Below are 23,620 nucleotides of genomic sequence, written 5' to 3'. Positions count from 1 at the left end.
GGCCCCGTCCATTCCGGCAGGCAAAACCTCGCGGTCACGCGCAAGTACGCGGATGACGCGCTATCCTTGCGCCCCTCGATTGTTCCGTTGCGGGTGGCGGTCGTTGTCCGCGCTGGCGATGGAACGTCAGGACCAACAAGGAAAACAAGTCCCATGAACGTCAGCACACCCACTCTGATCACTTTCGTGGTCTACATCGCGGCGATGATCCTGATCGGTTTCATCGCCTACCGCGCCACCAAGAACTTTTCCGACTACATCCTCGGCGGTCGCAGCCTCGGCAGCTTCGTCACGGCGCTGTCGGCCGGCGCCTCGGACATGAGCGGCTGGCTGCTGATGGGCTTGCCCGGTGCGATCTTCGTCGCCGGTCTCTCGGAAAGCTGGATCGCCATTGGCCTGATCGTCGGCGCCTGGCTGAACTGGCTGTTCGTCGCCGGGCGCCTGCGCGTGCACACCGAGCACAACCACAACGCGCTGACGTTGCCGGATTACTTCTCGCACCGCTTCGAGGACGAGAGCCGCATGCTGCGGATCTTCTCCGCGCTGGTGATCCTGGTGTTCTTCACCATCTACTGCGCCTCGGGCGTGGTCGCCGGCGCACGGCTGTTCGAGAGCAGCTTCGGCGTTCCGTACGAATACGCACTGTGGATCGGCGCCGCGGCGACCATCCTCTATGTGTTTATCGGTGGCTTCCTGGCCGTCAGTTGGACCGACACCGTGCAGGCGCCGCTTACCCCCGCCGATCGCCTGGGTGTGCGGGTGGACCAGAGCTTCACCCCGGCGCTCAACGGCCAGCTGGAGTTCTATCGCGTGCAGCGCCAGGACGAGCTGGCCGACTACGAAAGTGAAACCGATGGCTACAACATGCTGGGCGCCAGCCTCGGTTATAGCGGCTCGCTGAACCAGACCGATTACCTGCTCTACCTCAAGGCCAACAACCTGCTGGACGAAAAGGCCCGTCAGCACACCTCCTTCATCAAGGATGAGGTGCTGCTGCCTGGGCGCAATCTGACGGTAGGCGTGCGCCTGGCGTTCTGAGGCGGACAGTTGCCTTGCAACACTGACGAGGGCTGGCAGCTACTGCCGGCCCCGTCCATTCCGGCAGGCAAAACCTCGCGGTCACGCGCAAGTACGCGGATGACGCGCTATCCTTGCGCCCCTCGATTGTTCCGTTGCGGGTGGCGGTCGTTGTCCGCGCTGGCGATGGAACGTCAGGACCAACAAGGAAAACAAGTCCCATGAACGTCAGCACACCCACTCTGATCACTTTCGTGGTCTACATCGCGGCGATGATCCTGATCGGTTTCATCGCCTACCGCGCCACCAAGAACTTTTCCGACTACATCCTCGGCGGTCGCAGCCTCGGCAGCTTCGTCACGGCGCTGTCGGCCGGCGCCTCGGACATGAGCGGCTGGCTGCTGATGGGCTTGCCCGGTGCGATCTTCGTCGCCGGTCTCTCGGAAAGCTGGATCGCCATTGGCCTGATCGTCGGCGCCTGGCTGAACTGGCTGTTCGTCGCCGGCCGGCTGCGGGTACACACCGAGCACAACCACAACGCCCTGACCTTGCCGGATTATTTCTCGCATCGCTTCGAAGACGAGAGCCGCATGCTGCGGATCTTCTCCGCGCTGGTGATTCTGGTGTTCTTCACCATCTACTGCGCCTCGGGCGTGGTGGCCGGTGCGCGACTGTTCGAGTCCACCTTCGGCATGCCCTACGAGTACGCGCTGTGGGTCGGTGCAGCGGCGACCATTCTCTACGTGTTCATCGGCGGCTTCCTGGCGGTGAGCTGGACCGACACCGTACAGGCCACGCTGATGATCTTCGCGCTGCTGATCACCCCGGTGTTCGTCATTCTCGCCCTCGGCGACATGGGCACCGCGATGGCCACTATCGAAGCGCAGAACCCGGCCAACTTCGACATGTTCCGCGGGCTGTCCTTCGTCGCCGTCATTTCGCTGCTGGCGTGGGGCCTGGGCTATTTCGGCCAACCACACATTCTGGTGCGCTTTATGGCCGCCGACTCGATCAAGACCATCCCCAACGCCCGCCGCATCGGCATGACCTGGATGATCCTGACCCTGGCCGGCGCGGTCGCGGTGGGCTTCCTCGGCATCGCCTACTTCGCTGATCATCCGGAGCAGGCCGGTGCGGTCAGCCAGAACGGCGAGCGGGTATTCATGGAGCTGGTGAAGATCCTGTTCAACCCCTGGGTTGCGGGCATCATCCTCTCCGGCGTGCTGGCGGCGGTGATGAGCACCCTCAGTGCCCAGCTGCTGGTCAGCTCCAGCGCGCTGACCCAGGACTTCTACAAGGCGATGCTGCGCAAAAATGCCTCGCAGACCGAACTGGTCTGGGTCGGCCGCGGCATGGTGCTGTTGATCGCACTGATCGCCATCGGCATCGCCTCCAACCCCGACAGCAAGGTGCTGGGCCTGGTGTCCTACGCCTGGGCGGGCTTCGGCGCGGCGTTCGGGCCGGTGGTGCTGATCTCGCTGCTGTGGAAGCGCATGACCCGTAACGGTGCCTTGGTTGGCATGCTGGTCGGTGCGGTCACTGTGGTGGTGTGGAAGGAGTTCATCGGTCTGGGCCTGTACGAAATCATCCCCGGTTTCATCCTCGCCAGCATCGCCATCTATGTCGTGAGCAAGATGGGCGCCGAACCCGCCCCGAGTATCGTCAAGCGCTTCGAAGAAGCCGACGCGGACTACCACGCCGGCTGATCTGCACAGCGCAGGTCGAGCATGGCGGCTCGACCTGCGGTTGGATCCAGTATCCCGGTTCTAACCGTTCCGCCCCATATCGATATTTGCCACTGCCCGGCCTCTCCGTCGAGGCTGTCCGGGCTTCAATTCGTCACTTCCGACAAGTCGATCCGCCGCCAGCGTGCTTCGGCGAAGCTGTACACAGCGAAGGCCAGCAGGCCGACCCCGATTGCCAACAGCAGCGCGCCACCCGCAGGCATGCCCTGAAGCGCTTCGAGCGCTTCCTTGAGGCCCGGTGGATCGGTGGGCTCGTAGCGGCTACCGCCCATGAACAGCACCATCGGCATTGATATCGGTGATGGCGGCGGCGGGCCTCCACACTGTCCACCAGGCCAGGCCAAGAAGGGTAACTGCTGACGCGCCAGGCGCCGGCTGGTCACGCTCAGGCAAGGCCGATGAGGCCTTGCCTGTCTCTGGAGTCATCTATGTCACGTCTTCTCGTGTTGTTTCTCGGGGTGTTCCTGCTGAGCGGCTGTACCGTGCATGAGTACACCGGCCACGGTTATCACCGGTCTCATTACCACAGTGATTATCGAGAGTATCGGTACGACGCCTATCCAAGTCGCCATTACCAGTACGACCGTTCCGGTTATTCCCGCCATGCTCCACCGGTGGTGGTTCGACAAGAACGCTACGAGCAGCATCGAGGCAAGCGTAATGACCATCCTTCCCGGCACTACAGCCAAGGCGGCGACCGTCATAACAAGCAGAACGCGGTGCGCCACCCTGTTCAACAAAGGAGCTACCAGCCGGCTAGATCCCAGCAGCATCGCGATCGTCGCCGCGAGTGGTAGTGGCGTGGCGTTGCCGCCGACGATGAGCCGTGGCCTGACTCGCTCTGACTTCCTCCTTACGCCGTAGCATGCCGCCACGTAATCTCCCGCCGCATTCCCTTGCAGTGGGGTTGGTATCTTCGCCGTCGCTTCCCGCCACCGATCTTCTTACGCAACGCTAGAGTCAATGCGCTCTCGACCGCGGTGTCGATGCGCGCTACGGGGTGGTATTTCTGACATGCCGGATGCTCTGGGTGCGACGCTGGCGATTATCGGTCGATGAGCCGATAATCGCCCCGATGTCAGCGTCCGGGGTGTCCTGCATGACCGATGAATCACGAGTTCTCCAGCCACCGATGGCGCCGCCCATCGTCGCGTCCCCCGCCAAACGCATCGAGGCGCTAACCGGCGATCCTAACTTCATGACTTCGCTGGCGCGCGGGTTGGCTGTGATTCATGCGTTCCAGGAGCGGAAGCGCCACCTGACCATCGCGCAGATCAGCCACCGCACAGAGATCCCCCGCGCCGCGGTGCGCCGCTGCCTGCATACCCTGATGAAACTTGGCTACGTCACCACCGACGGGCGCACCTATTCGCTGTTGCCCAAGGTGCTGACCCTCGGCCACGCCTATCTGTCGTCCACGCCGCTGGCAGTTACCGCGCAGCCGATTCTCGACCGCCTCAGCGAGCAGCTTCACGAGGCCTGTTCGATGGCGACGCTGGAGGGTGATGAGGTGCTCTATGTGGCGCGCTCGGCCACCCCTCAGCGGCTCATCTCGGTGGATCTGTCGGTGGGCAGTCGGCTGCCTGCCTATTGCACGTCGATGGGCCGCATCCTGCTGGCGGCGCTGGACGACGCGGCGCTCGACGACTACCTGGGGCGAGCCGACCTGCAGGTAAAGACCAGTCGCACCTTGCACAGCCCCGAGGCGCTACGCGAAAACATCGCCGAGATTCGCCAGCAGGGTTGGGTCATCATCGATCAGGAACTGGAAATGGGCCTGCGTTCGTTGGCCGTTCCACTCAAGGATTCCGCCGGCCAGGTGCTGGCCGCGCTGAACGTCGGCACCCACGCCGGGCGCGTCTCGCGTCAGGAGCTGGAGACCCGATTCCTGCCCGTGCTGCTGGAAGCCAGCCGTGAATTGAGCACACGGCTGTTCCATTGATTGGATGCTCGCAGCATTCGCGACTACGGTGCTCTGGCTAGCTTCAGCGCGCTGATGTCGGCGTCGTTCATCACGCAGATACGGTGTCTAATGCGTTCGATAATCGAACGGTATGTCGATTATCGGATTGTTTGGCTGGGGATGGACCGTTAACGTTTTCACAACGCAATTGGCGTACTGAAAACAACACGAGATCCGACTCATGGCTGAACTCCTCTCGCTCCGCGAAGCGGTCGAGCGCTTTCTCCAGGATGGCGACACCGTCGCCCTGGAAGGCTTTACCCACCTGATTCCCACCGCAGCCGCCCATGAAATCGTGCGCCAGGGGCGCAAGGACCTGACCCTGGTGCGCATGACACCGGACCTGGTCTACGACCTGCTGATCGGTGCCGGTTGCGCGAAGAAGCTGATCTTCTCCTGGGGCGGCAATCCCGGCGTCGGCTCGCTGCATCGTCTGCGTGATGCGGTGGAGAAGGGCTGGCCGCAGCCGCTGGAGATCGAGGAGCACAGCCACGCCGACCTCGCCAATGCCTATGTCGCCGGTGCCTCCGGCCTGCCGTTTGCGGTGCTGCGCGCGTATGCCGGCTCCGACCTGCCCAAAGTCAATCCGCTGATCAAGTCGGTCACCTGCCCGTTCACCGGGGAAGTGCTGGCGGCCGTGCCCAGCGTGCGCCCGGACGTCACCGTGATCCACGCGCAGAAGGCCGATCGCAAAGGCAACGTGCTGATCCAGGGCATTCTTGGTGTGCAGAAGGAAGCCGCCCTGGCAGCCAAGCGCTGCATCGTCACCGTCGAAGAGATCGTCGATGACCTCCAGGCGCCGATGAACGCCTGCGTGCTGCCGACCTGGGCCCTGAGCGCGGTGTGCCTGGTGCCGGGTGGCGCGCACCCGTCCTACGCGCATGGCTACTACGAGCGAGACAACCGTTTCTACCAGGCTTGGGACCCGATCGCCCGTGACCGCGAGGCGTTCAGCGCCTGGATCGACACCTACATTCGCGGCACCGCCGACTTCGCCGCCTATCGCGCGAAGATCGCCCAGCAGGAGGCCAACTCATGAGCGCTTACAACACAAACGAAATGATGACCGTCGCCGCGGCCCGTCGGCTGGGCAATGGCAGTGTCTGCTTCGTCGGCATCGGCCTGCCGTCCAAGGCCGCCAACCTGGCCCGCCTGACCCACGCCCCGGAAGTGGTGCTGATCTACGAATCCGGCCCGATCGGCGCCAAGCCTTCGGTGCTGCCGCTGTCCATCGGTGACGGCGAGCTGGCCGAAACTGCCGACACGGTGGTGCCAACTGGCGAAATCTTCCGCTACTGGCTGCAGGGCGGGCGCATCGACGTCGGCTTTCTCGGCGCCGCGCAGGTGGACAAGTACGGCAACATCAACACCACGGTGATCGGTGACTACCACCAGCCCAAGGTGCGCCTGCCAGGTGCCGGCGGCGCGCCGGAGATCGCCGGCAGCGCCAAGCAAGTGCTGATCATCCTCAAGCAGTCGCATCGCACCTTCGTCGACAAGTTGGCTTTCATCACCTCGGTCGGCTTCGGTGAGGGCGGCGATCACCGCAAGCAGTTGGGCCTGCCGGGTGCCGGTCCGGTGGCGATCATCACCGATCTGTGCATCATGGAGCCGGAAGAGGGTACTAACGAATTCGTGGTCACCGCTCTGCATCCGGGTGTGGCCCGCGAGCAGGTGATCGAGAATACCGGTTGGCAGATCCGCTTCGCCGACAACGTGGTCGTCACCGAGGCGCCGCGTGCCGAGGAGCTGGAAGCGCTGCGCGCCCTGGAAGCGCGCACGGCTGCCGCCCATGGTCAGCTGGGAGGTGAGGAATGAGCCGCGAGGTATTCATCTGTGATGCCGTACGCACGCCGATTGGCCGCTTCGGCGGTGCGCTGGCAGCCGTACGCGCTGACGACCTGGCTGCGATCCCGCTGCGGGCGCTGCTGGAACGCAACCCGCAGCTCGATCCTGCGGCGATCGAGGAAGTCTTCATGGGCAGCGCCAACCAGGCTGGGGAGGACAATCGCAACGTGGCGCGCATGGCCGCGCTGCTCGCCGGCCTCCCGGATACGGTGCCGGGCGTGACCCTCAACCGTCTATGCGCCTCGGGCATGGATGCCGTGGGCACCGCGTTTCGTGCCATTGCCTGCGGTGAAATGGAGCTGGCGATGGCCGGCGGCGTCGAGTCCATGTCCCGCGCGCCCTACGTGATGGGCAAGGCCGACACGGCGTTCGGTCGCACCCAGAAGATTGAGGACACCACCATTGGCTGGCGCTTCATCAATCCGAAGATGAAGGAAATGTATGGCGTGGATGCCATGCCGCAGACCGCCGACAACGTCGCCGATGAGTGGCAGATCAGCCGCTCCGATCAGGATGCTTTCGCGCTGCGTAGCCAGCAGCGAGCGGCGGTAGCTCAACAGAGCGGGTTCTTTGCCGAAGAAATCGTTCCGGTGGTGATTAAGGGAAAGAAAGGCGAAACGGTAGTCGATACCGACGAGCACCCGCGCGCCGATACAACGGCCGAGGCGCTGGCCAAGCTCAAGCCGGTCAACGGCCCGGACAAGACCGTCACCGCCGGCAACGCCTCGGGCGTCAACGATGGTGCCGCAGCGATGATCCTCGCCAGTGCCGAAGCGGTGCAGAAGTATGGCCTCAAACCCCGCGCCAAGGTGCTCGGCATGGCCAGTGCCGGCGTCGCCCCGCGGGTCATGGGGTATGGCCCGGTGCCGGCAGTGCGCAAGCTGTGTGAGCGCCTGAATATCACGGTAAGCGACTTCGATGTGGTCGAGCTGAACGAAGCCTTCGCCGCGCAGGGCCTGGCCGTGACTCGCGATCTCGGCCTGCCAGATGGCAGCCCGAAGGTGAACCCCAACGGCGGCGCCATCGCCCTGGGCCATCCGCTTGGCATGAGTGGTGCTCGCCTGGTGCTGACTGCAGTCCATCAGCTGGAGAAAACTGGTGGCCGTCTCGGTCTCGCGACCATGTGCGTCGGCGTAGGGCAGGGGCTGGCGCTGGTAGTGGAGCGGGTCTGACCTGGATTTTGCGCAGACTGCCATGGTCGCGATCTCGACCGCGACACGTCGTGCTCCGTCGTGCTCATGCAGCTGAAAGCGCTTGCGTGGGTATCGATTTGGGCTAGACCTCTACCTCTGGCTGCCTGCTGCCGAGGCACCCACAGAGCATCGGCGAAGCCGCCCGTGATCGCTTGAATCTCCGAATCAGGCTGTGCTCGATCGAGCACACTGACCGAACATAATGAGTAGAACAATGCCGAGCGTAAAACTGGCTGATGCAAGCCTGAACTACCGATTCGACGGTGCGAATAACGCGCCGGTGCTGGTGCTTTCTAACTCTCTGGGTACCAGCCTGGGCATGTGGGACGAGCAGATTCCCGCGTTTTCAAAGCATTTTCGAGTGCTGCGCTACGATACGCGCGGCCACGGCGAGTCGAGCGTCACCACTGGCCCCTACAGTATCGAGCAGCTGGGAAGGGACGTGCTGGCCCTGCTCGACAAACTGAACATCGAACGCTTTTCCTTCTGCGGCCTTTCCATGGGCGGGCTGATCGGACAGTGGCTCGGAATCAATGCCGGCGACCGGCTGCAGGGGCTGGTGCTGTGCAATACCGGTGCAAAGATTGGCACCGACGAAATATGGAACGCTCGCATCGACAGCGTCCTGGCCGGCCGCGAGCAAGCCATGCGCGACATGCGTGATGCATCCATTGCTCGCTGGTTCACAGCTGGCTTCGCCGAGGCGAACTCAGCGGCTGTGGCACGCATCACCGAGATGATCGCCAGCACCTCACCAGACGGCTACGCCGCCAACTGCGCGGCTGTGCGCGATGCCGACTATCGCGCACAGCTGGGCGCGATCAAGGCACCGACACTGGTCGTTTGCGGCTCCAAGGACCCGGTGACAACCGTCGAGCATGGCCAGTTCATCCAGTCCAATATCCCCGCCGCCGAACTGGTCGCATTCGAGGCTGCGCATCTATCGAACGTAGAAGCGGGCGACGCGTTCACACAGCGAGTGCTGGCGTTCCTGCGTGGCTGAGAGCAGTCAGTGGTTGGGCCGACGACGCATGAAACCTCTGGCGGAAGGCGAACCATCTGCAGGTAGCTCAGCCGCAAATGAAAAGGCCCCGCGTAAGCAGGGCCTTTAAGACTGGAGCGGGCGAAGGGAACAGCACCCGGTCGCTAACTCGTTTATTACGAACGTTTTTTCCGATCCAAGCGTCACGGAATGGACTCGATTGTGGACTCAAGTCTTCGGCCTGGTCAACGCAGGCCGTTGCGGGTGATCCAAAGCGAGCCAAGCACATCCATCAACAGCCAGAGCATCGGATTTCATTCGGAAGTCTATCTGTCTACTGGCACATCACGCCACAGGCCGCTACGGACAGGTGAGCTGCGTCCTCAAAGGATTGACTCATCATCGACAGGCCCGGTCCCGCCCGCCTTTCGCCCGCTCGATGAACCGCTTCATGGGCTCCGAGGGTTCGCCCCGGCGGCGCAGCAGGTAGGTAGAGAGCACCGGTGGGCTGCCGGCCAAGGGACGAATGGAGATGTCCGGGCGCTGTAGCGTCTGCACCTGCGAGGCGATGGCGAAGCCGATGCCGTAGCCGGCACCGACCAGGGTCAGCATCACGCCCAGGCTGGTCACTTCATCGACCAGCTTGAGCGGCGTGCCTGCGTCCTGCAGCAGCGCTTGAATCTGATGGCGGCAGCCCGATCCCGATTCGGGATGGCACAGAACCAGCGGGAACTTCAGGGCTTCGGCCAGCGGCACCTGCACGTGTGCCAGCAAGGGGTGGCGTGCGGGCACGATCACCGACAGCGGATCGGTCCACACCGGCTCGGCGACGAGGCCATCATGTACCGCGTTTGACAACGCAAAGCCGATGTCCAGCAGATCGTCGTGCAGCGTCTTGAGCTGCTGCGCGAACGGCAGCTCGAAGACGCGAATCTCCATCTCGGGCTCCTCCTCGCGGCTGCGTGCCAGCAAGGTGGCGATGCGGGGCTGCGCCAGGCCGTCGCAGATCGCGATGCGCAGATGGCCCTGGTAGCCCTGTGCCGCCGCCTTGGCGCTCTTGACTGCCTGCTCCACGGTGGCCTGCACGCGCCGGCATTCGCCGAGGAACACCTGGCCGGCCCAGGTCAGCCGCGTCAGGCGTGTGCTGCGGTCGAACAACTGCACGCCAAGCTGGCTTTCTAGGTCGCGCATCGCACGTGACACAGGCGATTGCTCGATGCCCAGACGCTCGGCTGCCCGGGCCAGATGCAGTTCTTCCGCGACTGCGATGAAGTAGCGCAGCAATCTGAAATCCAAGGCCACCTCCTGTTCGTCTTCTTCTGGTTCGGCCTCTCGGGCGCCAGCATCTCCATCCACATCCCGCCCACTTACGCCCCGCCAGGCTTGCGATGTGCCGGCGCCCTTCCGCCAATGAGGTGCGGAGGGCGACGTTTGCGCCCGCCAGAAATCGACCGTTGGCAGCCGTCTGAGATAGCAGTTCTGCTGTTCATCGAGACCTCTTTTTCGTGCTTCCCCTCTTGCGGTCTGGCTGCACAGTGGTAAGATAGTAATAGATTACTCACTTTTTGGGATGCAAGCAATGAGCGGACACTCCAGGCATCTACCGGCTGATGAGAGGCGCGCGGCCACCGTCGAGGCAGTGGTCGACTTGGCTGCCGAACAGAACCCCAGCGACATCACGACCACGGCCATCGCGCAGCGCATGGGGTTGACCCAGGGAGCACTGTTCCGTCACTTCCCGACTAAGGACGCAATCCTGCAGGCGGTGATGTCCTGGGTTACGGAACGCCTGCTCGCTCGAGTAGACAAGGCCGCAGAAGGTGCTACGTCCCCCCTCGCAGCTCTTGAAGCGATCTTCAAGACGCACATCGACTTCGTGGCCGAGCACCCGGGGGTGCCGAGGATGCTCTTCGGCGAATTACAGCGGCCGGGGGAGACCCTGCCCAAGCAAATGGTGCAGACCTTGACCCGTCAATATGGTGAGCGGTTGCGTCGACTGCTCGAAGCCGGTAAGGCGCGAAGCGAGCTGCATTCAGAACTGGATGTGGACGCGGCCGTCGTCTTGTTCATCGGCACAATTCAAGGGCTGGTGATGCAGTCGTTGCTGGCGGGCGATGTAGCACGCATCCGCCGCGACGCGCCAGCCGTGTTTGCCATCTATCTCCGTGGCATCACGCACACCCGATGAAACGCCTTCCATCCTGCCGCCACGCAGTTCCTCGGTCAGCCGAGAGGCACACCACGGTCATGCGATCGCGTTGCGCCTCCAGCGCGAATCCGCGTCATTCAACACTCAGCCCGACCGCCCGGCGGAATGCACACGCACGCCGCGACGACGACGAAGGCCTGGGAGTTTCCCCGATCAAGTAAAGGCCATGAAGATGACCACTCATCCACAACGCAGCATCTGGCACTGGCTGATCTCCCTGCTTGCGATCGGCTTCGGTCTGCTCACTCTTCGGGAGGGCGGCGCCGTTCTGTTTGTCGACGGCGCGGCGCGCCAAGCCGCCGGCCACTATGTGCCCTTCGTGCTCTGGTTCAATTTTCTGGCCGGGTTCGCCTACATCGTCGCCGGCGTCGGCTTGTGGATGCGCCGGCGCTGGGCCGCGTGGTTAGCGATTGTCATCACGGTGGCGACCGCACTCGTGTTCCTCGCTTTCGGAGTGCATGTGGCTCTGGGTGGCGCCTGGGAGCGACGCACGGTGGTCGCCATGACGCTGCGCACGTTGGTGTGGGCTGGCATAGCGGCCATCGCCTGGCGCCGGTCAGCGGCGAATGCGCCGGTCGCACGCGAGCACTGAGCACCTTTATCCAGCGGAAACCCATCGATGAAAACTCCAAACCTCCTCTTCAAGAAAACCCGTTGGGTCGTGATCGCCGTCGTCGTGCTCGCTCTTGGCGGCGCACTGGCGTTCTGGTTGTCGCGCGACCATGGACAACAAGATGCATTGCGCCTCTACGGCAACGTCGACATCCGCGAGGTGCAACTGGCCTTCCGTCAGCCCGGGCGCGTGATGCAAATGGCTTTCGATGAGGGCGATGCCGTCAGCGCGGGCGCGCGCCTGGCGGCGCTTGACGCGCAACCCTATCGGGAAGCACTTGCGGCAGCACAGGCCCAGGTGCAGGTGGCGCAGGCGGAACTGGCCAAGCTGCGCCGCGGTCTGCGACCGCAGGAAATCACCCAGGCGCGCGAAGCCCTCAGGCAGGCCCAGGCGCTCGCCACCGAGACCGAGCGCAATTTCCAGCGCCAGAGTGGCCTGCTGGCATCGGGCGCCAGCAGCCAGCGCACGGTCGATGCAGCCCGCACGGCGCGCGACCAGGCAGCCGCTGGCGTCGAAGCGGCCAAGGCGGCCCTGTCGCAAGCATCCGAAGGTTTTCGCAAGGAAGACATCGCCGCGGCAGAAGCTCGCCTTGCGGCCGCACAGGCTGCCGCAGCGCAAGCCACGACAGCCTTGGCGGACACCGAGTTGATGGCGCCCAGTAGCGGCACCGTCATCGCACGAGTGCGGGAGCCCGGCAGCATGGTCGCAAGCCAGAGCGCGGTCTACAGCCTGAGCCTGGACAAGCCGGTTTACGTGCGCGCCTACGTGGGCGAGTCGGACTTGGGGCGCATCGCGCCCGGTACTGTGGTGCGCGTCAAAAGCGATTCATCAGAGAAGGTCTATCGCGGCCAGATCGGCTTCATCTCGCCGCGCGCCGAGTTCACCCCCAAGACGGTGGAGACGACGGATTTGCGCACGGATCTGGTCTACCGCCTGCGCATCGTCATCGACGAAGCCGACAGCGATAGTGCCTTGCGCCAGGGCATGCCGGTGACGATCGAGGTCGATGCGAAAGCCGGCACCCGTATCCCGGCGGGGGAGCGTTGAAATGCAGGCAAGCCCTGCTATCGCCGCCGTGCCTGCGGGTGCGGGCGAAGACGCTGCCATCGTCATCGAAGACGTGGACAAGCATTTCGGCGACGTAAAGGCGCTGCGGGGCTTGAGCGCGCGCATCCACTATGGACGGCTGACGGGTCTGGTCGGCCCCGACGGCGCCGGCAAGACGACGCTGATGCGGATTCTGACCGGCCTCCTGGTGCCGAACGCCGGCCACGTCACCTTGGCAGGCTATGACGTGGTCAAGGACAACGACGCCATTCATGTCGCCAGTGGCTACATGCCGCAACGCTTTGGCCTGTACGAAGACCTGTCGGTGATGGAGAACATGCGCCTGTATGCGCAGTTGCGCGGCATGGATGCGGACCGCAACGCCGATCTGTTTGCCGAGCTGCTGGACTTCACGCGGCTCGGACCCTTCACCAAACGCCTGGCCGGCAAGCTCTCCGGCGGCATGAAGCAGAAGCTGGGCCTTGCCTGTGCGCTCATGGCGCGGCCGAAGGTGCTGCTGCTGGACGAGCCGGGCGTGGGTGTCGACCCGGTCAGCCGCCAGGACTTGTGGCGCATGGTGCAGGCGCTGACCGATGAAGGCATGGCCGTGGTCTGGTCCACCGCCTATCTCGACGAAGCCGAGCGCTGCGAGAGCGTGCTGCTGCTGAACCAAGGGCAGCTCCTGTTCGATGGCCCGCCGCAGGAGCTGACCGCGCAGCCCCCGGTGTCAGGATAGTTGTCGCCTCTCCGATTTTTCCTAAAAAAGCATATCGGGGGCGGAAAGAGACTGGTCGTGCCGTACTATTCACCTGAACGCAGAGCCGCATTACTTAAAATGCTGCTTCCCCCGCTGAACCTGTCGATGGCCGAGGTTTCCCGGCGCGAAGGGGTCAGCGAAATGTCTTTGTCCAACTGGCGCAAGCAGCTCAGTTCTGAAGGAAATGCAGTGTCCGAAAACAAGCCGTTGACCGAGAACTGGTCAGCCGAAACCAAGTTTGCTGTCGTGCTTGAAGCCGCCGGTTTGTCCGAGATCGACCTCGGCGAGTATTGCCGCCGCAAAGGTCTTTACCCCGAACAAATCACGGCTTGGCGACAAGCTTTTATCACCGGCCAGAAATCGACAAAGGCTCAGCAAAAAGAAGATCGCGAGCAATCTCGCAAGGACAAGAAACGCATCCAGGAACTTGAGCGCGAACTGCGCCGCAAAGACAAGGCGCTCGCTGAAACAGCCGCGTTGTTGGTGCTGCGAAAAAAGCTCAACGACTACTGGGGGACGAACGACAACGAGGACAACTAACATCTTTGCCAGAGCGCCAGTTAATCGTTGCCTGGCTGGGTAGCGCGGTGGCGGCAGGAGCCAGAAAAATCAGGGCGTGCCAGGAAATCGGTCTATCGCTGCGGACTTTGCAACGTTGGACTGAAACAGAGGTTATCCAGGCCGATGCCCGAACGATTGTCACACGGCCAACACCGCGAAATGCACTGAGCGAAGTCGAGCGTCAGACCATTGTGACGCTGTGTAACAGCCCGGAGTACGCCCACTTGCCGCCGAGCCAGATCGTGCCGCGGCTGGCCGATCAAGGGCGTTATGTGGCGTCGGAGGCGACGTTTTATCGCGTTCTACGTGCGGCAGGCCAACAACAACATCGAGGCCGCAGCCAGCGGCCCAGAAGGCACGCAGCACCGACAACGCATGCGGCCAAAGCGCCCAATCAGGTGTGGTCGTGGGACATCACGTATCTGCCCTCGCCGATACGCGGAAAGTATTACTACCTCTATCTGATCGAGGATATTTACAGCCGCAAGGCCGTGGGCTGGGAGGTCTACGACGCGGAAAGCGGTGAAAAAGCCGCCGCGCTGCTGCAACGCAGCGTGATCGGTGAGCAGTGTTTACACGAACCGCTGGTGCTGCACTCGGACAACGGAGCGCCGATGAAATCGGTGACGCTGCTGAGCAAGATGTACGACCTGGGCATCACGCCTTCGCGGGGCCGACCGCGTGTGAGCAACGACAATCCCTACTCGGAGTCGCTGTTTAGAACGCTGAAATACTGCCCGCAATGGCCGCTGGATGGTTTTGCCAGTCTGGATGCTGCTCGGGCTTGGGTGAGGAATTTTATGCGGTGGTACAACAACGAGCACCGACATAGCCGCATCCGGTTCGTCACACCGGCTGAGCGGCATCGAGGGCTGGACCATCAGGTCTTGGCCCGGCGACATGAGTTGTACGAACGAGCCAAGGAAAACAAACCGGAGCGGTGGTCAGGCCGGACGCGTAACTGGGAACCGATCGGCACCGTGTTGTTGAACCCGGATCGAGAGCAACAGAACGAGAAAATGGCGGCATAGTTAGACGGTTGACGCGACAACTACCTTGACAAATGCCGGCAGCTCGAAGGCCGCAGTTTCCGTCTGGAAGACGTCGGTGCCGAGCGCCGAGCGGTCCTGACCCAGGCACTCGACCTGCCCAGCGTGAGCGATGGCGTGATCCAGGGCGCCGGCGTGCGCGTGGTGTTGCGCGAGGGCGCTCAAGCGGAGCAGCTCCAGGCCCTGTCCGATCAGGCGCGAGTGGAGCTGGCGCAGGTGCCCGCGCGCTTCGAAGACGCCTTCATCGATCTGCTCGGTGGCGGCCCCGGCGGCACTTCGACGCTGGCCGAGCGTCTGCCGCCGGTTGAGCTGGGTTCCGACATTGCCGTGTCGTGCCGAAACCTCACCAAGCGCTTCGGCGAGTTCACCGCCACCGACAACGTCAGCTTCGAGGTGCAAAAGGGCGAAATCTTCGGCCTGCTCGGCCCTAACGGCGCCGGCAAGTCCACCACCTTCAAGATGTTGTGCGGCCTGTTGAAACCCACTGCTGGCGAAGCGCATGTGGTGGGCCATGATCTGCGCCGCGCCACCGGCGCAGCCAAGAGCCGGCTCGGCTACATGGCGCAGAAGTTTTCGCTCTACGGCCTGCTCTCGGTGCAGCAGAACCTGGAATTCTCGGCCGGCGTCTACGGACTGGAAGGCAACACCCGGCGCGAGCGCATTGCCGAGATGATCGAAACCTTCGATCTGGGCGACTGGCTGTCCGCCACGCCCGATTCCCTGCCGCTGGGCCACAAGCAGCGCCTGGCATTGGCTTGTTCGCTGATGCACCGGCCGCCCGTGCTGTTCCTAGATGAACCCACTTCGGGCGTGGACCCGATCACCCGGCGCGAATTCTGGACCCACATCAACGGACTGGCCCGCAAGGGCGTGACCATCATGGTCACCACCCACTTCATGGACGAGGCCGAATACTGCGACCGCGTGGCCATGCTCTCGCGTGCGCAACTGATTGCGCTGGATACGCCCGACGCGCTCAAACGTTCGGCGGTCAGCCCCGAACGACCCGACCCGACGATGGAGGACGCCTTCATTCACCTGGTGGAGTCGGCGGACCGCGAGCTGGAGGCCGCCACATGAACGGCACCACAAAGCACAAGGACGGGAATGGACCACAGCAGACCGACCTGCGCCATTTTGATCTGCGGCGCTTGATCGCCCTGGTCACCAAGGAAAGCTACCAGGCGCTGCGCGACCCCTCGACGCTGCTGATCGCGTTCGTGCTGCCGGTGGTGTTGCTGCTGCTGTTCGCCTATGCGGTGTCGCTGGATGCGAAGGATGTCCGCGTCGGCGTGGTGCTGGAGTCGCCCGGCGCTGCAGCGCAGGAGCTTGCGGCGGCCTTTGCCGGCACAAAGTTCCTGGATGCCCACTTCGCCCATGACCGGCGCGAAGTGGCCGACCAGCTGGTCTCAGGCGACCTGCGCGGCTACGTGGTGATCCCGCAGGATTTCGAGCAGCGGCTGGCCCAGCGTGGCAGCGAGCCGCTGGTGCAGATCGTCACCGACGGCTCCTACCCCAATACCGCCAACTACGTCGAGAACTACGCCCGCGGCGTGGTCCAGTCCTGGCGTGCCGGACTGGACGTCGGAGCACCAGCGCAGGCCGTCATGCTGGAACCGCGCTACTGGTTCAACCCCGAGCTGGAAAGCCGCCGCGCACTGATTCCCGGTGCCATCGCCATCGTCATGACCATCATCGGCACCATGCTGACTGCACTGGTGGTGGCGCGTGAATGGGAGCGCGGCACCATGGAGGCGGTGCTGTCCACGCCGGCCTCGGTGGCCGAAATCCTGATCGGCAAGCTGCTGCCGTACTTCGTGCTCGGCATGCTGTCCACGCTGGGTGCGGCGGCGCTGGCGGTGTTCGTGTTCGGGGTCCCGATGCGGGGCTCGCTGGCGGCGCTGCTGCTGCTGTCGGCGGTGTTCATGGTGCCGGCGCTGGGTCAGGGTCTGCTGATTTCCTCCTTGGCACGCAACCAGTTCCTGGCAGCGCAGATCGCGCTGTTCACGGGCTTCCTGCCGGCCTTCATGTTGTCGGGCTTTCTGTACGAGATCGACGCCATGCCGGCACCGATCCGCGCCATCACCTTGGTGGTTCCGGCGCGCTACTTCGTCGATTCGCTGAAGACGGTGTTCCTGGCCGGCGACATCTGGGCCGTGTTCCTGCCCAACCTGGCGGCCATGGCGGCGATCGGGGGGCTGTTCTTCGTGATCGCCAAGCGCGCCACGCGCAAGAACCTGGAGTGACGCGATGTTGACTTCCGCATTCTCGTTCACCCGCCTGCGCGCCCAGTTCATCAAGGAAGTGCTCAGCGTCCTGCGCGACCCGCGCAGCCGCATGGTGGTGTTCGTGCCGCCGATCCTGCAGTTGCTGGTGTTCGCCTTTGCCGCGACGCTGGAAGTGCGCAACGTCGATATCGCCGTCTACGATCAGGATGCGGGGCGCTGGTCGCACGAGTTGGTACAGCGCCTGGACAGCGCCCGCTTCATCACCCACGTCCGGCATGTCGACAGCCAACAGCAGCTCCACGAGCTGATCGACCGTGGCGAGGTGATCGCCGCGCTCGCCATCCCGGTGGATTTCTCGCGCTCCATCGCCGCCGGCGAAAGTGGCCGCGCGCAGGTACTGGTCGATGGCCGGCGCAGCAACTCCGGGCAGATCACCGTGGCCTATCTGTCCACCATCGCCGCCGATGTCGGCGCCGAGGTCGTGCCCGACGCCCAGGCACCAACGCCCGTGGTCGTGCGCCACTGGTTCAACCCGAATCTGGTCTACCGCTGGTTCATCGTGCCCGGCCTGACGGGCATCCTGGCGCTGTTCAGCTCGCTCTTGATCACCTCGTTGTCGATCGCGCGCGAGCGCGAGCTGGGCACCTTCGACCAGTTGCTGGTGTCGCCCACCTCGACGCCCGAGATCATCATCTCCAAGTCGCTGCCGGCACTCGCAATTGGCACCGGGCTGGGCCTGTTCATGATCAGCGCGGGCGTCTTCCTGTTCGGCATCCCGTTTACGGGCTCGTTTGCACTCCTGCTTGCCAGCCTGGTGCTGTTCATCGCCTCGGTGGTCGGCATCGGTCTGATGATTTCCGCGGTCAGCATGACGCAGCAGCAGGCCATCCTGGGAGCGTTCGCCATCGGCGTGCCGGCGGTGCTGATGTCCGGCTTTGCGACGCCTGTGGAAAACATGCCTGTCGTCCTGCAATGGCTGGCTCAGGCCATCCCACTGACCCATTTCCTCATCATCGTCGAAGGCAGCTTTCTCAAGGCCATGCCGCCCGGTGACATTCTCGCCAGCCTGTGGCCGCTGGCGGTCATCGCCCTCGCCACGCTGACCATGGCCACCGTATTCGTCCGAGGACGCCTGCAATGAAATCCAAGCCCCGCACTCCCTTTCTTCGCGCAACCGTCACCGGCCTGACCCCTGGGCGCGCGCGTCCGCTCGTGCTGGCCCTGTCCTGCGTGCTGCTGACTGCCTGCGCAAGCGTGGGCCCCGACTACCGCGAGCCGCCGCCGGTCGACGTCGGCAGCGGCTGGAGCTTGCCGTTGGCAAGCGAATCCCAGTCCGCAGACTTGAGCCAATGGTGGTCTGCACTGGACGATCCCATCCTCGATCGCCTGATGGCCACGGCGCTGGCACAGAACCTGGATCTGCGCCACGCTGCGGCACGCATCGATGAGGCACGCGCCCTGCGCGATCGTGTGGCCGGCGAGGCATTGCCCACCGCCGCCGCTGGCGCGAGCGTCAACCGGCGCCGTCAAAGCGAGAACGGACCCCTGCCCGTAGGTTCGATCCCCGGCCTTGACGCCACGCAGACCATCTACGACGCGGGCTTCGACGCGGCCTGGGAGGCCGACTTGTTCGGGGCCAAGCGGCGGGCGCTGGAAGGCGCCAGCGCCCGCCTGCAGGCGACCGAAGCCGAGGCGCAGGGCATACGCATGCGCATCGTGGCCGAGGTCGCGCGCACCTGGTTCACCGCCGTCGGCGCCCGCTACCAGTTGCACGCACAACAGGCCACACTGGATACGCTGCAGCAGACCTTGGAATTGGTGCGCCTGCGGCATGCGCTGGGCGACGCGTCGGCCGCCGACGTGGAGGCGGCGTACGCCCAATGGACAGCAGTCAACGCGCTCATCCCGGATATCCAGGCGCGTCAGCGCGCCGCGATACTCAGCCTGGGCGTGCTGCTGGGCGCGCCGCCGGAGCGGGAGCTGGCACTGCTGGATGGCCCCTTGACGCCGAGCACGCTGCGGGCGCTGCCGGTGGGCGAGCGCGCAGAGATGCTGCGCCGGCGCCCGGACGTGCTGGCTGCGGAGCGTCACCTGGCAGCGAGTTCCGCCGACATCGGCGTGGCCACGGCCGAGTTGTTCCCCAAACTCTCCATCGGTGTCGGCGGCGGGTTCCAAGCGCTCAGTACGGGCGATTGGTTCGATGCATCCAGCTCGCGTTTTTCCATCCTGCCGCTGATTTCCTGGCGCCTGTTCGACGGTGGCCGTGTGCGAGCCGAAATTCGGGCACGCGAGGCGGCCGAGCGACAGGCCGCGCTGGCCTATGAGCAGGCCGTGCTGGCGGCGCTGGGCGATGCCGAGCGCGCGCTTGGCGACTACCACGGCGGGCTGGACACACTGGAGCGCCGCGGTATGGCACTGGATGCCGCGCGCACCAGCTACGGCCACGCCAAGGCGCGCTACGCGGCGGGCGACATTGCGCTGGTCGAACTGCTGGCTGCCCAGCGCAGTCTGCACGAGGCAGAAACCGCAGCCGCACGCGCGCATACCAACGCCGCCGTGCAACTGGTGGCGCTGTACAAGGCCCTTGGTGGTGGCTGGGACGTATCCACGACGGCATCGACCGCAACCCATCCGCTGCGGGGCGCTGCCGCCCCCGTCGCGTTTTCAAGCCGCTGATTCAACACAAGGAGACCGTCATGCAAATCAACGTTGGAAATCTCGACCGCATTGTGCGCATCGTCATCGGACTGATTATGCTCAGTCTCCCATTGTGGCTGGACTCATCCTGGCGTTGGCTGGGGCTCATTGGAATCATGCCACTCCTCACCGGCCTGGCAGGCCGCTGTCCTGGCTATCGCCTGCTCGGCCTCAGCACTTGCCCGATGCGAAAACCCGAGTGAACGCCCTATGAAACTCAGTTTTTTGGGCGCAGCCCGAGAAGTCACCGGATCGTGCTTTCTGGTCGAAGCGGCTAATGTCCGCTTCCTGGTCGATTGCGGCATGGTTCAAGGTGGGCGTATAGCAGCAGCACGCAACCACGAGCCGTTCGCGTTCGACCCGGCGTCCATTGACTTCGTCCTGCTAACCCACGCCCACATCGACCACAGCGGGCTATTGCCCAAACTCACGCGCGCCGGGTTCAAGGGGTCCATCTACGCCACGCCAGCGACGGTTGATCTGCTCGGGGTGATGCTGCCCGATAGCGCTCACATCCAGGAAATCGATGCCAAGCGGGTTGCCAAGCGGCTCAAAGAAAAGACCGTGCCGCCACCCCTGTATACCCTGCAGGATGCACACGAATGCCTGCAGCAAGTACGAGGTATCGAATACGACCGGGAGTTCGCACCCCGCGTCGGGGTGCGCGCCCGCTTTCGTGATGCCGGACACATCCTTGGTTCGGCCATCCTGGAAGTGTGGATTACCGAGTACGGTTACCCCACGAAGATCGTGTTCAGCGGCGATCTGGGTCAGCCGGGACGCCCCATCCTGCGCGACCCGACACCCATTGAGGAAGCCGACATCCTCGTCATCGAGTCCACCTACGGTGACCGCCGGCACAAGGATTTTTCGGCGACCGAAGCGGACATGATCGGCATCGTCGAGAAAACCCTGTTCGAGCGCGGCGGCAATGTCATCGTTCCGGCCTTTGCGGTCGGCCGAACCCAGGAGGTGCTCTACCACCTACATCGTCTCACCTGCGAAGGGCGTCTGCAGCGTCCAATGGTGTTTGTCGATTCGCCGATGGCCACCGAGGCCACACGCATCACGCGTGAACATCTCGAATTGTTCGACGAACAGGCGAAGCGGTTGGCCGGATGGCACGCGCGCGGCGAGAACCTCCCGTACCTGGATTTCACAGCGAGCGCTGAGGAGTCCATGGCGCTGAACCGGATTCGCTCCGGGGCCATCATTATTTCTGCCAGCGGCATGTGCGATGCGGGACGTATCCGGCACCACCTGCGCCACAACTTGCCACGCCGCGAATGCAGCATCTTGTTTCCCGGTTTCCAGGCGCAGGGGACGCTTGGCCGGCGCCTGATCGAGGGGGCCGAACGTGTACGCATCTTCGGCGAGGACATCCCGGTACGTGCGGCGATCCACAGCGTGGACGGCCTCTCGGCGCATGCCGACCAGAAGGCGCTGCTGGATTGGGCCCGTGCTTTCATTCAAGCACCGGCGCAAACCTTCGTGGTGCATGGGGAATCGTCGGCCGCGCAAACCTTCGCTGACCTCTTGCAGCAGCAACTCGGCTGGCAGGTCACGGTGCCCGAGTATGGCCATGCGCTGCGCTGGCCGGACTTTCTGGCGCACGAGTGATGAAGCCCGCAGAAGATCTCGATGAACGCCTGCGCGCCATCCGCGAGTCGCCAACGTACCGGCTTGCGTACGAAGACATCGAGCTGCTTGGCCAGGACGAACTGCGGCCGCTGCGACTACAGCTCGAACTGCTCAAGCCCGAGCGCATCCTGCACGAGCAAGGCATTCGCTCGACGGTAGTGGTCTTCGGCAGCGCACGCGTGAGCGATGCCGAGACGGCAGAAGCCCGTCTTGGCGTTCTGGAGCGTCAGGCGCTCGTCACTCCGGAGGATGTCGGGCTGCGGCAAGAGCTTGCGCGGGCCAATCGCCGGGTCGAACAGGCACGTCACTACGAGCAAGCGAGGCGTTTCTCGGGCCTTATTTCGGCGCGTTTCCAGCAGCAAAACCGCCGTGATTTCGTCGTCGTCACCGGGGGTGGGCCCGGCATCATGGAGGCCGCCAACCGCGGTGCTTTCGAGGTCGGCGCACGTTCGATTGGCCTCAACATCACGCTGCCCCACGAACAGGCACCCAACCCCTACATGTGCCCGGATTTGGCGTTCCGATTCCACTATTTCGCGCTGCGCAAGATGCACTTCTTGTTGCACGCCAAGGGCTTGGTGGCCTTCCCCGGTGGCTATGGAACGCTCGATGAGCTGTTCGAGGTGCTCACCTTGATCCAGACCAGAAAGATGCAGCGTGTTCCGGTGGTGCTGGTCGGCCGTGCATTCTGGCGTCGCGTAGTTGATTTCGATCTTCTGCTCGACGAAGGCTATGTCTCTTCATCCGATCTCGACTTGTTCACCTGCGTAGACGATGCGGAGGAAATCGTCAGTGCCCTCGAACGCTTTTACGTCAACAGGGCGGCAGGCGATGGGGCAACATGATTGGCATCGGCGGGTATCGCTGGAGCCTGCGCGGCACCAAGGTGCGGCAGCCGATGCAGTGCGTCATCTTGTTGATTGCGGGTGCATTGTTCAGCCCGATTTCTGCTTTTGGTTCCGAAGTCTCACTCTCTGCAAATCCTCCCTCCTGCTCGCCAGAGCAATCCCTGCGCTGGCGGGGCGGCACCCTGCGTCTGGAGAACGATTTGTTCACCGGCTCCGATCGCAACTACACCAACGGTGTCGCGCTAACAGCAGTCTCACGTGATCTGCAAGGCGGGCTCCGTCCGGAGTGCCTGCCTCAGCCGATTGGTTTGTACGCCCGCTTCATCGGCTGGGCTGATCCCGGGTTCTGGCGCGATTCCGGCGCCCAGACATCGTCGCAAAACCTCGTCGTGCGCTTTGGCCAGTCCATGTACACGCCCGAGAACAAGACGCGCACCGACGTGATTCCAGATGACCGACCGTACGCTGGTTTGCTCTACCTGGGTTTGGCGTGGAATCGCCGCATCCACCCACAAGCCGCCAGCTACGAAATGCTTGACGTGCGTGAGCTGACCCTGGGCGTGATCGGCCCCTGGTCGCTGGCCGAGCAATCTCAGGATCTGGTGCATCGGGCACGCGGCATTGAGCGATTTCGCGGCTGGGACAACCAGTTGCGCAACGAGCCGGCGTTTCAGATGGCCATGGACCGCAAGTTCAAGCCGTACATGGAGGGTGCGGTCCGCCCTGGATGGGGCAGCGACGTGATCGGCAGCTATGCCCTGCGGGTCGGAAACATCGAAACCGCCGCCAGTACCGGCGTGGAGTTTCGCGCGGGCTGGAATATACCGAACGACTTCGGCAGCTATCCGATCCGCCCTGGCGCAGAGAACCGCCCGCCCTCTGGTGTTGCCGATCTGCGCACGACAACGCCGCAGTCGGTCCTGGCGCCCAAACCTGGGGCACATGTCTTCCTGAATCTGGAGGGTAAAGCCGTCGCCTGGGACTTCTCACTCGACGGAAACATGTTCCGGCATAGCCATCACGTCAGCCGGCGGCCTTGGATCGCGCAAGCAGCTCTCGGCATCAGTAGCCAATGGATCGTTGCTGGACGTGGCGTACGGCTCGCCGTGATGCGCGTTTGGAGAACCCGCGAGTTCGACCAGCAGGCGGGCCATCACGCATTCGGATCGATCGCGCTGAGTCTGGAATTTTGAGGACACCTGCAACCAATCGTTAGACCCAA

General features: G+C 63.7%; 22 protein-coding genes and 1 pseudogene. 20 read left to right on the top strand and 3 right to left on the bottom strand.

Annotation, left to right across the window (positions count from 1 at the left end):
• Window positions 1–153 precede the first annotated feature (153 nt).
• Both F753_RS50275 and putP read left to right on the top strand, forming a co-directional pair.
• The gene (locus F753_RS50275; RefSeq protein ID WP_023443947.1) at window positions 154–1,038 is read left to right on the top strand and encodes a sodium:solute symporter family transporter; all 885 of its coding nucleotides are present in this window, start codon (window positions 154–156) and stop codon (window positions 1,036–1,038) included.
• A 200-nt stretch (window positions 1,039–1,238) separates the two neighbouring features.
• Window positions 1,239–2,723 carry a sodium/proline symporter PutP gene (gene putP / locus F753_RS27305; protein WP_023443946.1) on the top strand — a complete coding sequence of 495 codons (1,485 nt, stop codon included), beginning with the start codon at window positions 1,239–1,241 and terminating at the stop codon, window positions 2,721–2,723.
• A gap of 125 nt (window positions 2,724–2,848) precedes the next feature.
• Here putP and F753_RS27300 read toward each other — a convergent pair.
• Both F753_RS27300 and F753_RS27295 read right to left on the bottom strand, forming a co-directional pair.
• A pseudogene (locus F753_RS27300) lies at window positions 2,849–3,043 on the bottom strand (DUF1206 domain-containing protein); the annotation flags it as partial.
• 150 nt (window positions 3,044–3,193) lie between these two features.
• On the bottom strand, window positions 3,194–3,637 hold the full coding sequence (locus F753_RS27295; protein WP_023443944.1) for a hypothetical protein: 444 nt from the start codon (window positions 3,635–3,637) through the stop codon (window positions 3,194–3,196).
• Between the two features lie 224 nt (window positions 3,638–3,861).
• On the opposite strand from F753_RS27295, the gene F753_RS27290 reads away from it, so the two are divergent.
• From F753_RS27290 to pcaD, 5 genes are all read left to right on the top strand, one after another.
• Window positions 3,862–4,704, top strand: coding sequence for an IclR family transcriptional regulator domain-containing protein (locus F753_RS27290; RefSeq protein WP_031297147.1), 843 nt, complete (start codon window positions 3,862–3,864; stop codon window positions 4,702–4,704).
• A gap of 202 nt (window positions 4,705–4,906) precedes the next feature.
• On the top strand, window positions 4,907–5,764 hold the full coding sequence (locus F753_RS27285; RefSeq protein ID WP_023443942.1) for a CoA transferase subunit A: 858 nt from the start codon (window positions 4,907–4,909) through the stop codon (window positions 5,762–5,764).
• The gene (locus F753_RS27280; RefSeq protein ID WP_023443941.1) at window positions 5,761–6,543 is read left to right on the top strand and encodes a CoA-transferase subunit beta; all 783 of its coding nucleotides are present in this window, start codon (window positions 5,761–5,763) and stop codon (window positions 6,541–6,543) included. Before F753_RS27285 ends, F753_RS27280 begins: the two co-directional genes overlap by 4 nt.
• Window positions 6,540–7,745, top strand: a complete 1,206-nt coding sequence (pcaF, locus tag F753_RS27275; protein WP_023443940.1) for a 3-oxoadipyl-CoA thiolase — start codon at window positions 6,540–6,542, stop codon at window positions 7,743–7,745. Before F753_RS27280 ends, pcaF begins: the two co-directional genes overlap by 4 nt.
• A gap of 235 nt (window positions 7,746–7,980) precedes the next feature.
• On the top strand, window positions 7,981–8,769 hold the full coding sequence (gene pcaD / locus F753_RS27270; protein WP_023443939.1) for a 3-oxoadipate enol-lactonase: 789 nt from the start codon (window positions 7,981–7,983) through the stop codon (window positions 8,767–8,769).
• A gap of 378 nt (window positions 8,770–9,147) precedes the next feature.
• On the opposite strand, the gene F753_RS27265 is transcribed toward pcaD, so the two are convergent.
• Window positions 9,148–10,044 carry a LysR family transcriptional regulator gene (locus F753_RS27265; protein ID WP_010792197.1) on the bottom strand — a complete coding sequence of 299 codons (897 nt, stop codon included), beginning with the start codon at window positions 10,042–10,044 and terminating at the stop codon, window positions 9,148–9,150.
• Between the two features lie 283 nt (window positions 10,045–10,327).
• Between F753_RS27265 and F753_RS27260 the strand changes: the two genes are divergently transcribed.
• The 13 genes from F753_RS27260 to F753_RS27200 all read left to right on the top strand — a co-directional run bounded on the left by F753_RS27260 (window position 10,328) and on the right by F753_RS27200 (window position 23,591).
• The gene (locus F753_RS27260; RefSeq protein ID WP_023443938.1) at window positions 10,328–10,936 is read left to right on the top strand and encodes a TetR/AcrR family transcriptional regulator; all 609 of its coding nucleotides are present in this window, start codon (window positions 10,328–10,330) and stop codon (window positions 10,934–10,936) included.
• 187 nt (window positions 10,937–11,123) lie between these two features.
• On the top strand, window positions 11,124–11,549 hold the full coding sequence (locus F753_RS27255; RefSeq protein WP_014819567.1) for a hypothetical protein: 426 nt from the start codon (window positions 11,124–11,126) through the stop codon (window positions 11,547–11,549).
• A gap of 27 nt (window positions 11,550–11,576) precedes the next feature.
• Window positions 11,577–12,617: a secretion protein HlyD gene (hlyD, locus tag F753_RS27250; RefSeq protein WP_010792193.1), complete on the top strand. Its 1,041-nt coding sequence runs from the start codon at window positions 11,577–11,579 to the stop codon at window positions 12,615–12,617.
• Between the two features lies 1 nt (window position 12,618).
• Complete coding sequence (locus tag F753_RS49460) at window positions 12,619–13,353, top strand: ABC transporter ATP-binding protein (RefSeq protein ID WP_023443937.1); 735 nt, start codon at window positions 12,619–12,621, stop codon at window positions 13,351–13,353.
• A gap of 57 nt (window positions 13,354–13,410) precedes the next feature.
• A protein-coding gene (locus tag F753_RS48890; RefSeq protein WP_087149576.1) for an IS3 family transposase occupies window positions 13,411–14,966 on the top strand; the annotation gives its coding sequence in 2 pieces (ribosomal slippage) (window positions 13,411–13,873 and window positions 13,873–14,966; 1,557 coding nt in all).
• A gap of 123 nt (window positions 14,967–15,089) precedes the next feature.
• A complete protein-coding gene (locus tag F753_RS27235) occupies window positions 15,090–16,064 on the top strand; it encodes an ABC transporter ATP-binding protein (protein ID WP_235567730.1) in 975 nt (324 codons plus the stop codon).
• Window positions 16,061–17,230: an ABC transporter permease gene (locus F753_RS27230; protein ID WP_010792191.1), complete on the top strand. Its 1,170-nt coding sequence runs from the start codon at window positions 16,061–16,063 to the stop codon at window positions 17,228–17,230. Before F753_RS27235 ends, F753_RS27230 begins: the two co-directional genes overlap by 4 nt.
• 4 nt (window positions 17,231–17,234) lie before the next feature.
• On the top strand, window positions 17,235–18,353 hold the full coding sequence (locus tag F753_RS27225; RefSeq protein ID WP_010792190.1) for an ABC transporter permease: 1,119 nt from the start codon (window positions 17,235–17,237) through the stop codon (window positions 18,351–18,353).
• Window positions 18,350–19,888, top strand: coding sequence for an efflux transporter outer membrane subunit (locus F753_RS27220; protein ID WP_023443932.1), 1,539 nt, complete (start codon window positions 18,350–18,352; stop codon window positions 19,886–19,888). The genes F753_RS27225 and F753_RS27220 overlap by 4 nt, the downstream gene beginning before the upstream one ends.
• 20 nt (window positions 19,889–19,908) lie before the next feature.
• Window positions 19,909–20,112 carry a YgaP family membrane protein gene (locus tag F753_RS27215; RefSeq protein ID WP_023443931.1) on the top strand — a complete coding sequence of 68 codons (204 nt, stop codon included), beginning with the start codon at window positions 19,909–19,911 and terminating at the stop codon, window positions 20,110–20,112.
• 7 nt (window positions 20,113–20,119) lie between these two features.
• The gene (locus tag F753_RS27210) at window positions 20,120–21,529 is read left to right on the top strand and encodes an MBL fold metallo-hydrolase RNA specificity domain-containing protein (protein ID WP_023443930.1); all 1,410 of its coding nucleotides are present in this window, start codon (window positions 20,120–20,122) and stop codon (window positions 21,527–21,529) included.
• On the top strand, window positions 21,529–22,395 hold the full coding sequence (locus F753_RS27205; RefSeq protein ID WP_013721839.1) for an LOG family protein: 867 nt from the start codon (window positions 21,529–21,531) through the stop codon (window positions 22,393–22,395). Before F753_RS27210 ends, F753_RS27205 begins: the two co-directional genes overlap by 1 nt.
• A complete protein-coding gene (locus tag F753_RS27200; protein ID WP_023443929.1) occupies window positions 22,392–23,591 on the top strand; it encodes a lipid A deacylase LpxR family protein in 1,200 nt (399 codons plus the stop codon). The genes F753_RS27205 and F753_RS27200 overlap by 4 nt, the downstream gene beginning before the upstream one ends.
• The last annotated feature ends 29 nt before the right edge of the window (window positions 23,592–23,620 follow it).

The organism is Stutzerimonas chloritidismutans AW-1, from assembly GCF_000495915.1.
In the GTDB taxonomy this organism is placed as follows: Bacteria; Pseudomonadota; Gammaproteobacteria; order Pseudomonadales; family Pseudomonadaceae; genus Stutzerimonas; species Stutzerimonas chloritidismutans.
This window is presented reverse-complemented; position numbering and strand designations above follow the sequence as displayed.

Excerpts from the sequence above, each read along its gene's own strand:
- F753_RS50275 (WP_023443947.1), top strand. The coding sequence starts at position 154 with ATGAACGTCAGCACACCCACTCTGATCACTTTCGTGGTCTACATCGCG.
- putP (WP_023443946.1), top strand. The coding sequence starts at position 1,239 with ATGAACGTCAGCACACCCACTCTGATCACTTTCGTGGTCTACATCGCG.
- F753_RS27290 (WP_031297147.1), top strand. The coding sequence starts at position 3,862 with ATGACCGATGAATCACGAGTTCTCCAGCCACCGATGGCGCCGCCCATC.
- F753_RS27285 (WP_023443942.1), top strand. The coding sequence starts at position 4,907 with ATGGCTGAACTCCTCTCGCTCCGCGAAGCGGTCGAGCGCTTTCTCCAG.
- F753_RS27280 (WP_023443941.1), top strand. The coding sequence starts at position 5,761 with ATGAGCGCTTACAACACAAACGAAATGATGACCGTCGCCGCGGCCCGT.
- pcaF (WP_023443940.1), top strand. The coding sequence starts at position 6,540 with ATGAGCCGCGAGGTATTCATCTGTGATGCCGTACGCACGCCGATTGGC.
- pcaD (WP_023443939.1), top strand. The coding sequence starts at position 7,981 with ATGCCGAGCGTAAAACTGGCTGATGCAAGCCTGAACTACCGATTCGAC.
- F753_RS27260 (WP_023443938.1), top strand. The coding sequence starts at position 10,328 with ATGAGCGGACACTCCAGGCATCTACCGGCTGATGAGAGGCGCGCGGCC.
- F753_RS27255 (WP_014819567.1), top strand. The coding sequence starts at position 11,124 with ATGAAGATGACCACTCATCCACAACGCAGCATCTGGCACTGGCTGATC.
- hlyD (WP_010792193.1), top strand. The coding sequence starts at position 11,577 with ATGAAAACTCCAAACCTCCTCTTCAAGAAAACCCGTTGGGTCGTGATC.
- F753_RS49460 (WP_023443937.1), top strand. The coding sequence starts at position 12,619 with ATGCAGGCAAGCCCTGCTATCGCCGCCGTGCCTGCGGGTGCGGGCGAA.
- F753_RS27230 (WP_010792191.1), top strand. The coding sequence starts at position 16,061 with ATGAACGGCACCACAAAGCACAAGGACGGGAATGGACCACAGCAGACC.
- F753_RS27225 (WP_010792190.1), top strand. The coding sequence starts at position 17,235 with ATGTTGACTTCCGCATTCTCGTTCACCCGCCTGCGCGCCCAGTTCATC.
- F753_RS27220 (WP_023443932.1), top strand. The coding sequence starts at position 18,350 with ATGAAATCCAAGCCCCGCACTCCCTTTCTTCGCGCAACCGTCACCGGC.
- F753_RS27215 (WP_023443931.1), top strand. The coding sequence starts at position 19,909 with ATGCAAATCAACGTTGGAAATCTCGACCGCATTGTGCGCATCGTCATC.
- F753_RS27210 (WP_023443930.1), top strand. The coding sequence starts at position 20,120 with ATGAAACTCAGTTTTTTGGGCGCAGCCCGAGAAGTCACCGGATCGTGC.
- F753_RS27205 (WP_013721839.1), top strand. The coding sequence starts at position 21,529 with ATGAAGCCCGCAGAAGATCTCGATGAACGCCTGCGCGCCATCCGCGAG.
- F753_RS27200 (WP_023443929.1), top strand. The coding sequence starts at position 22,392 with ATGATTGGCATCGGCGGGTATCGCTGGAGCCTGCGCGGCACCAAGGTG.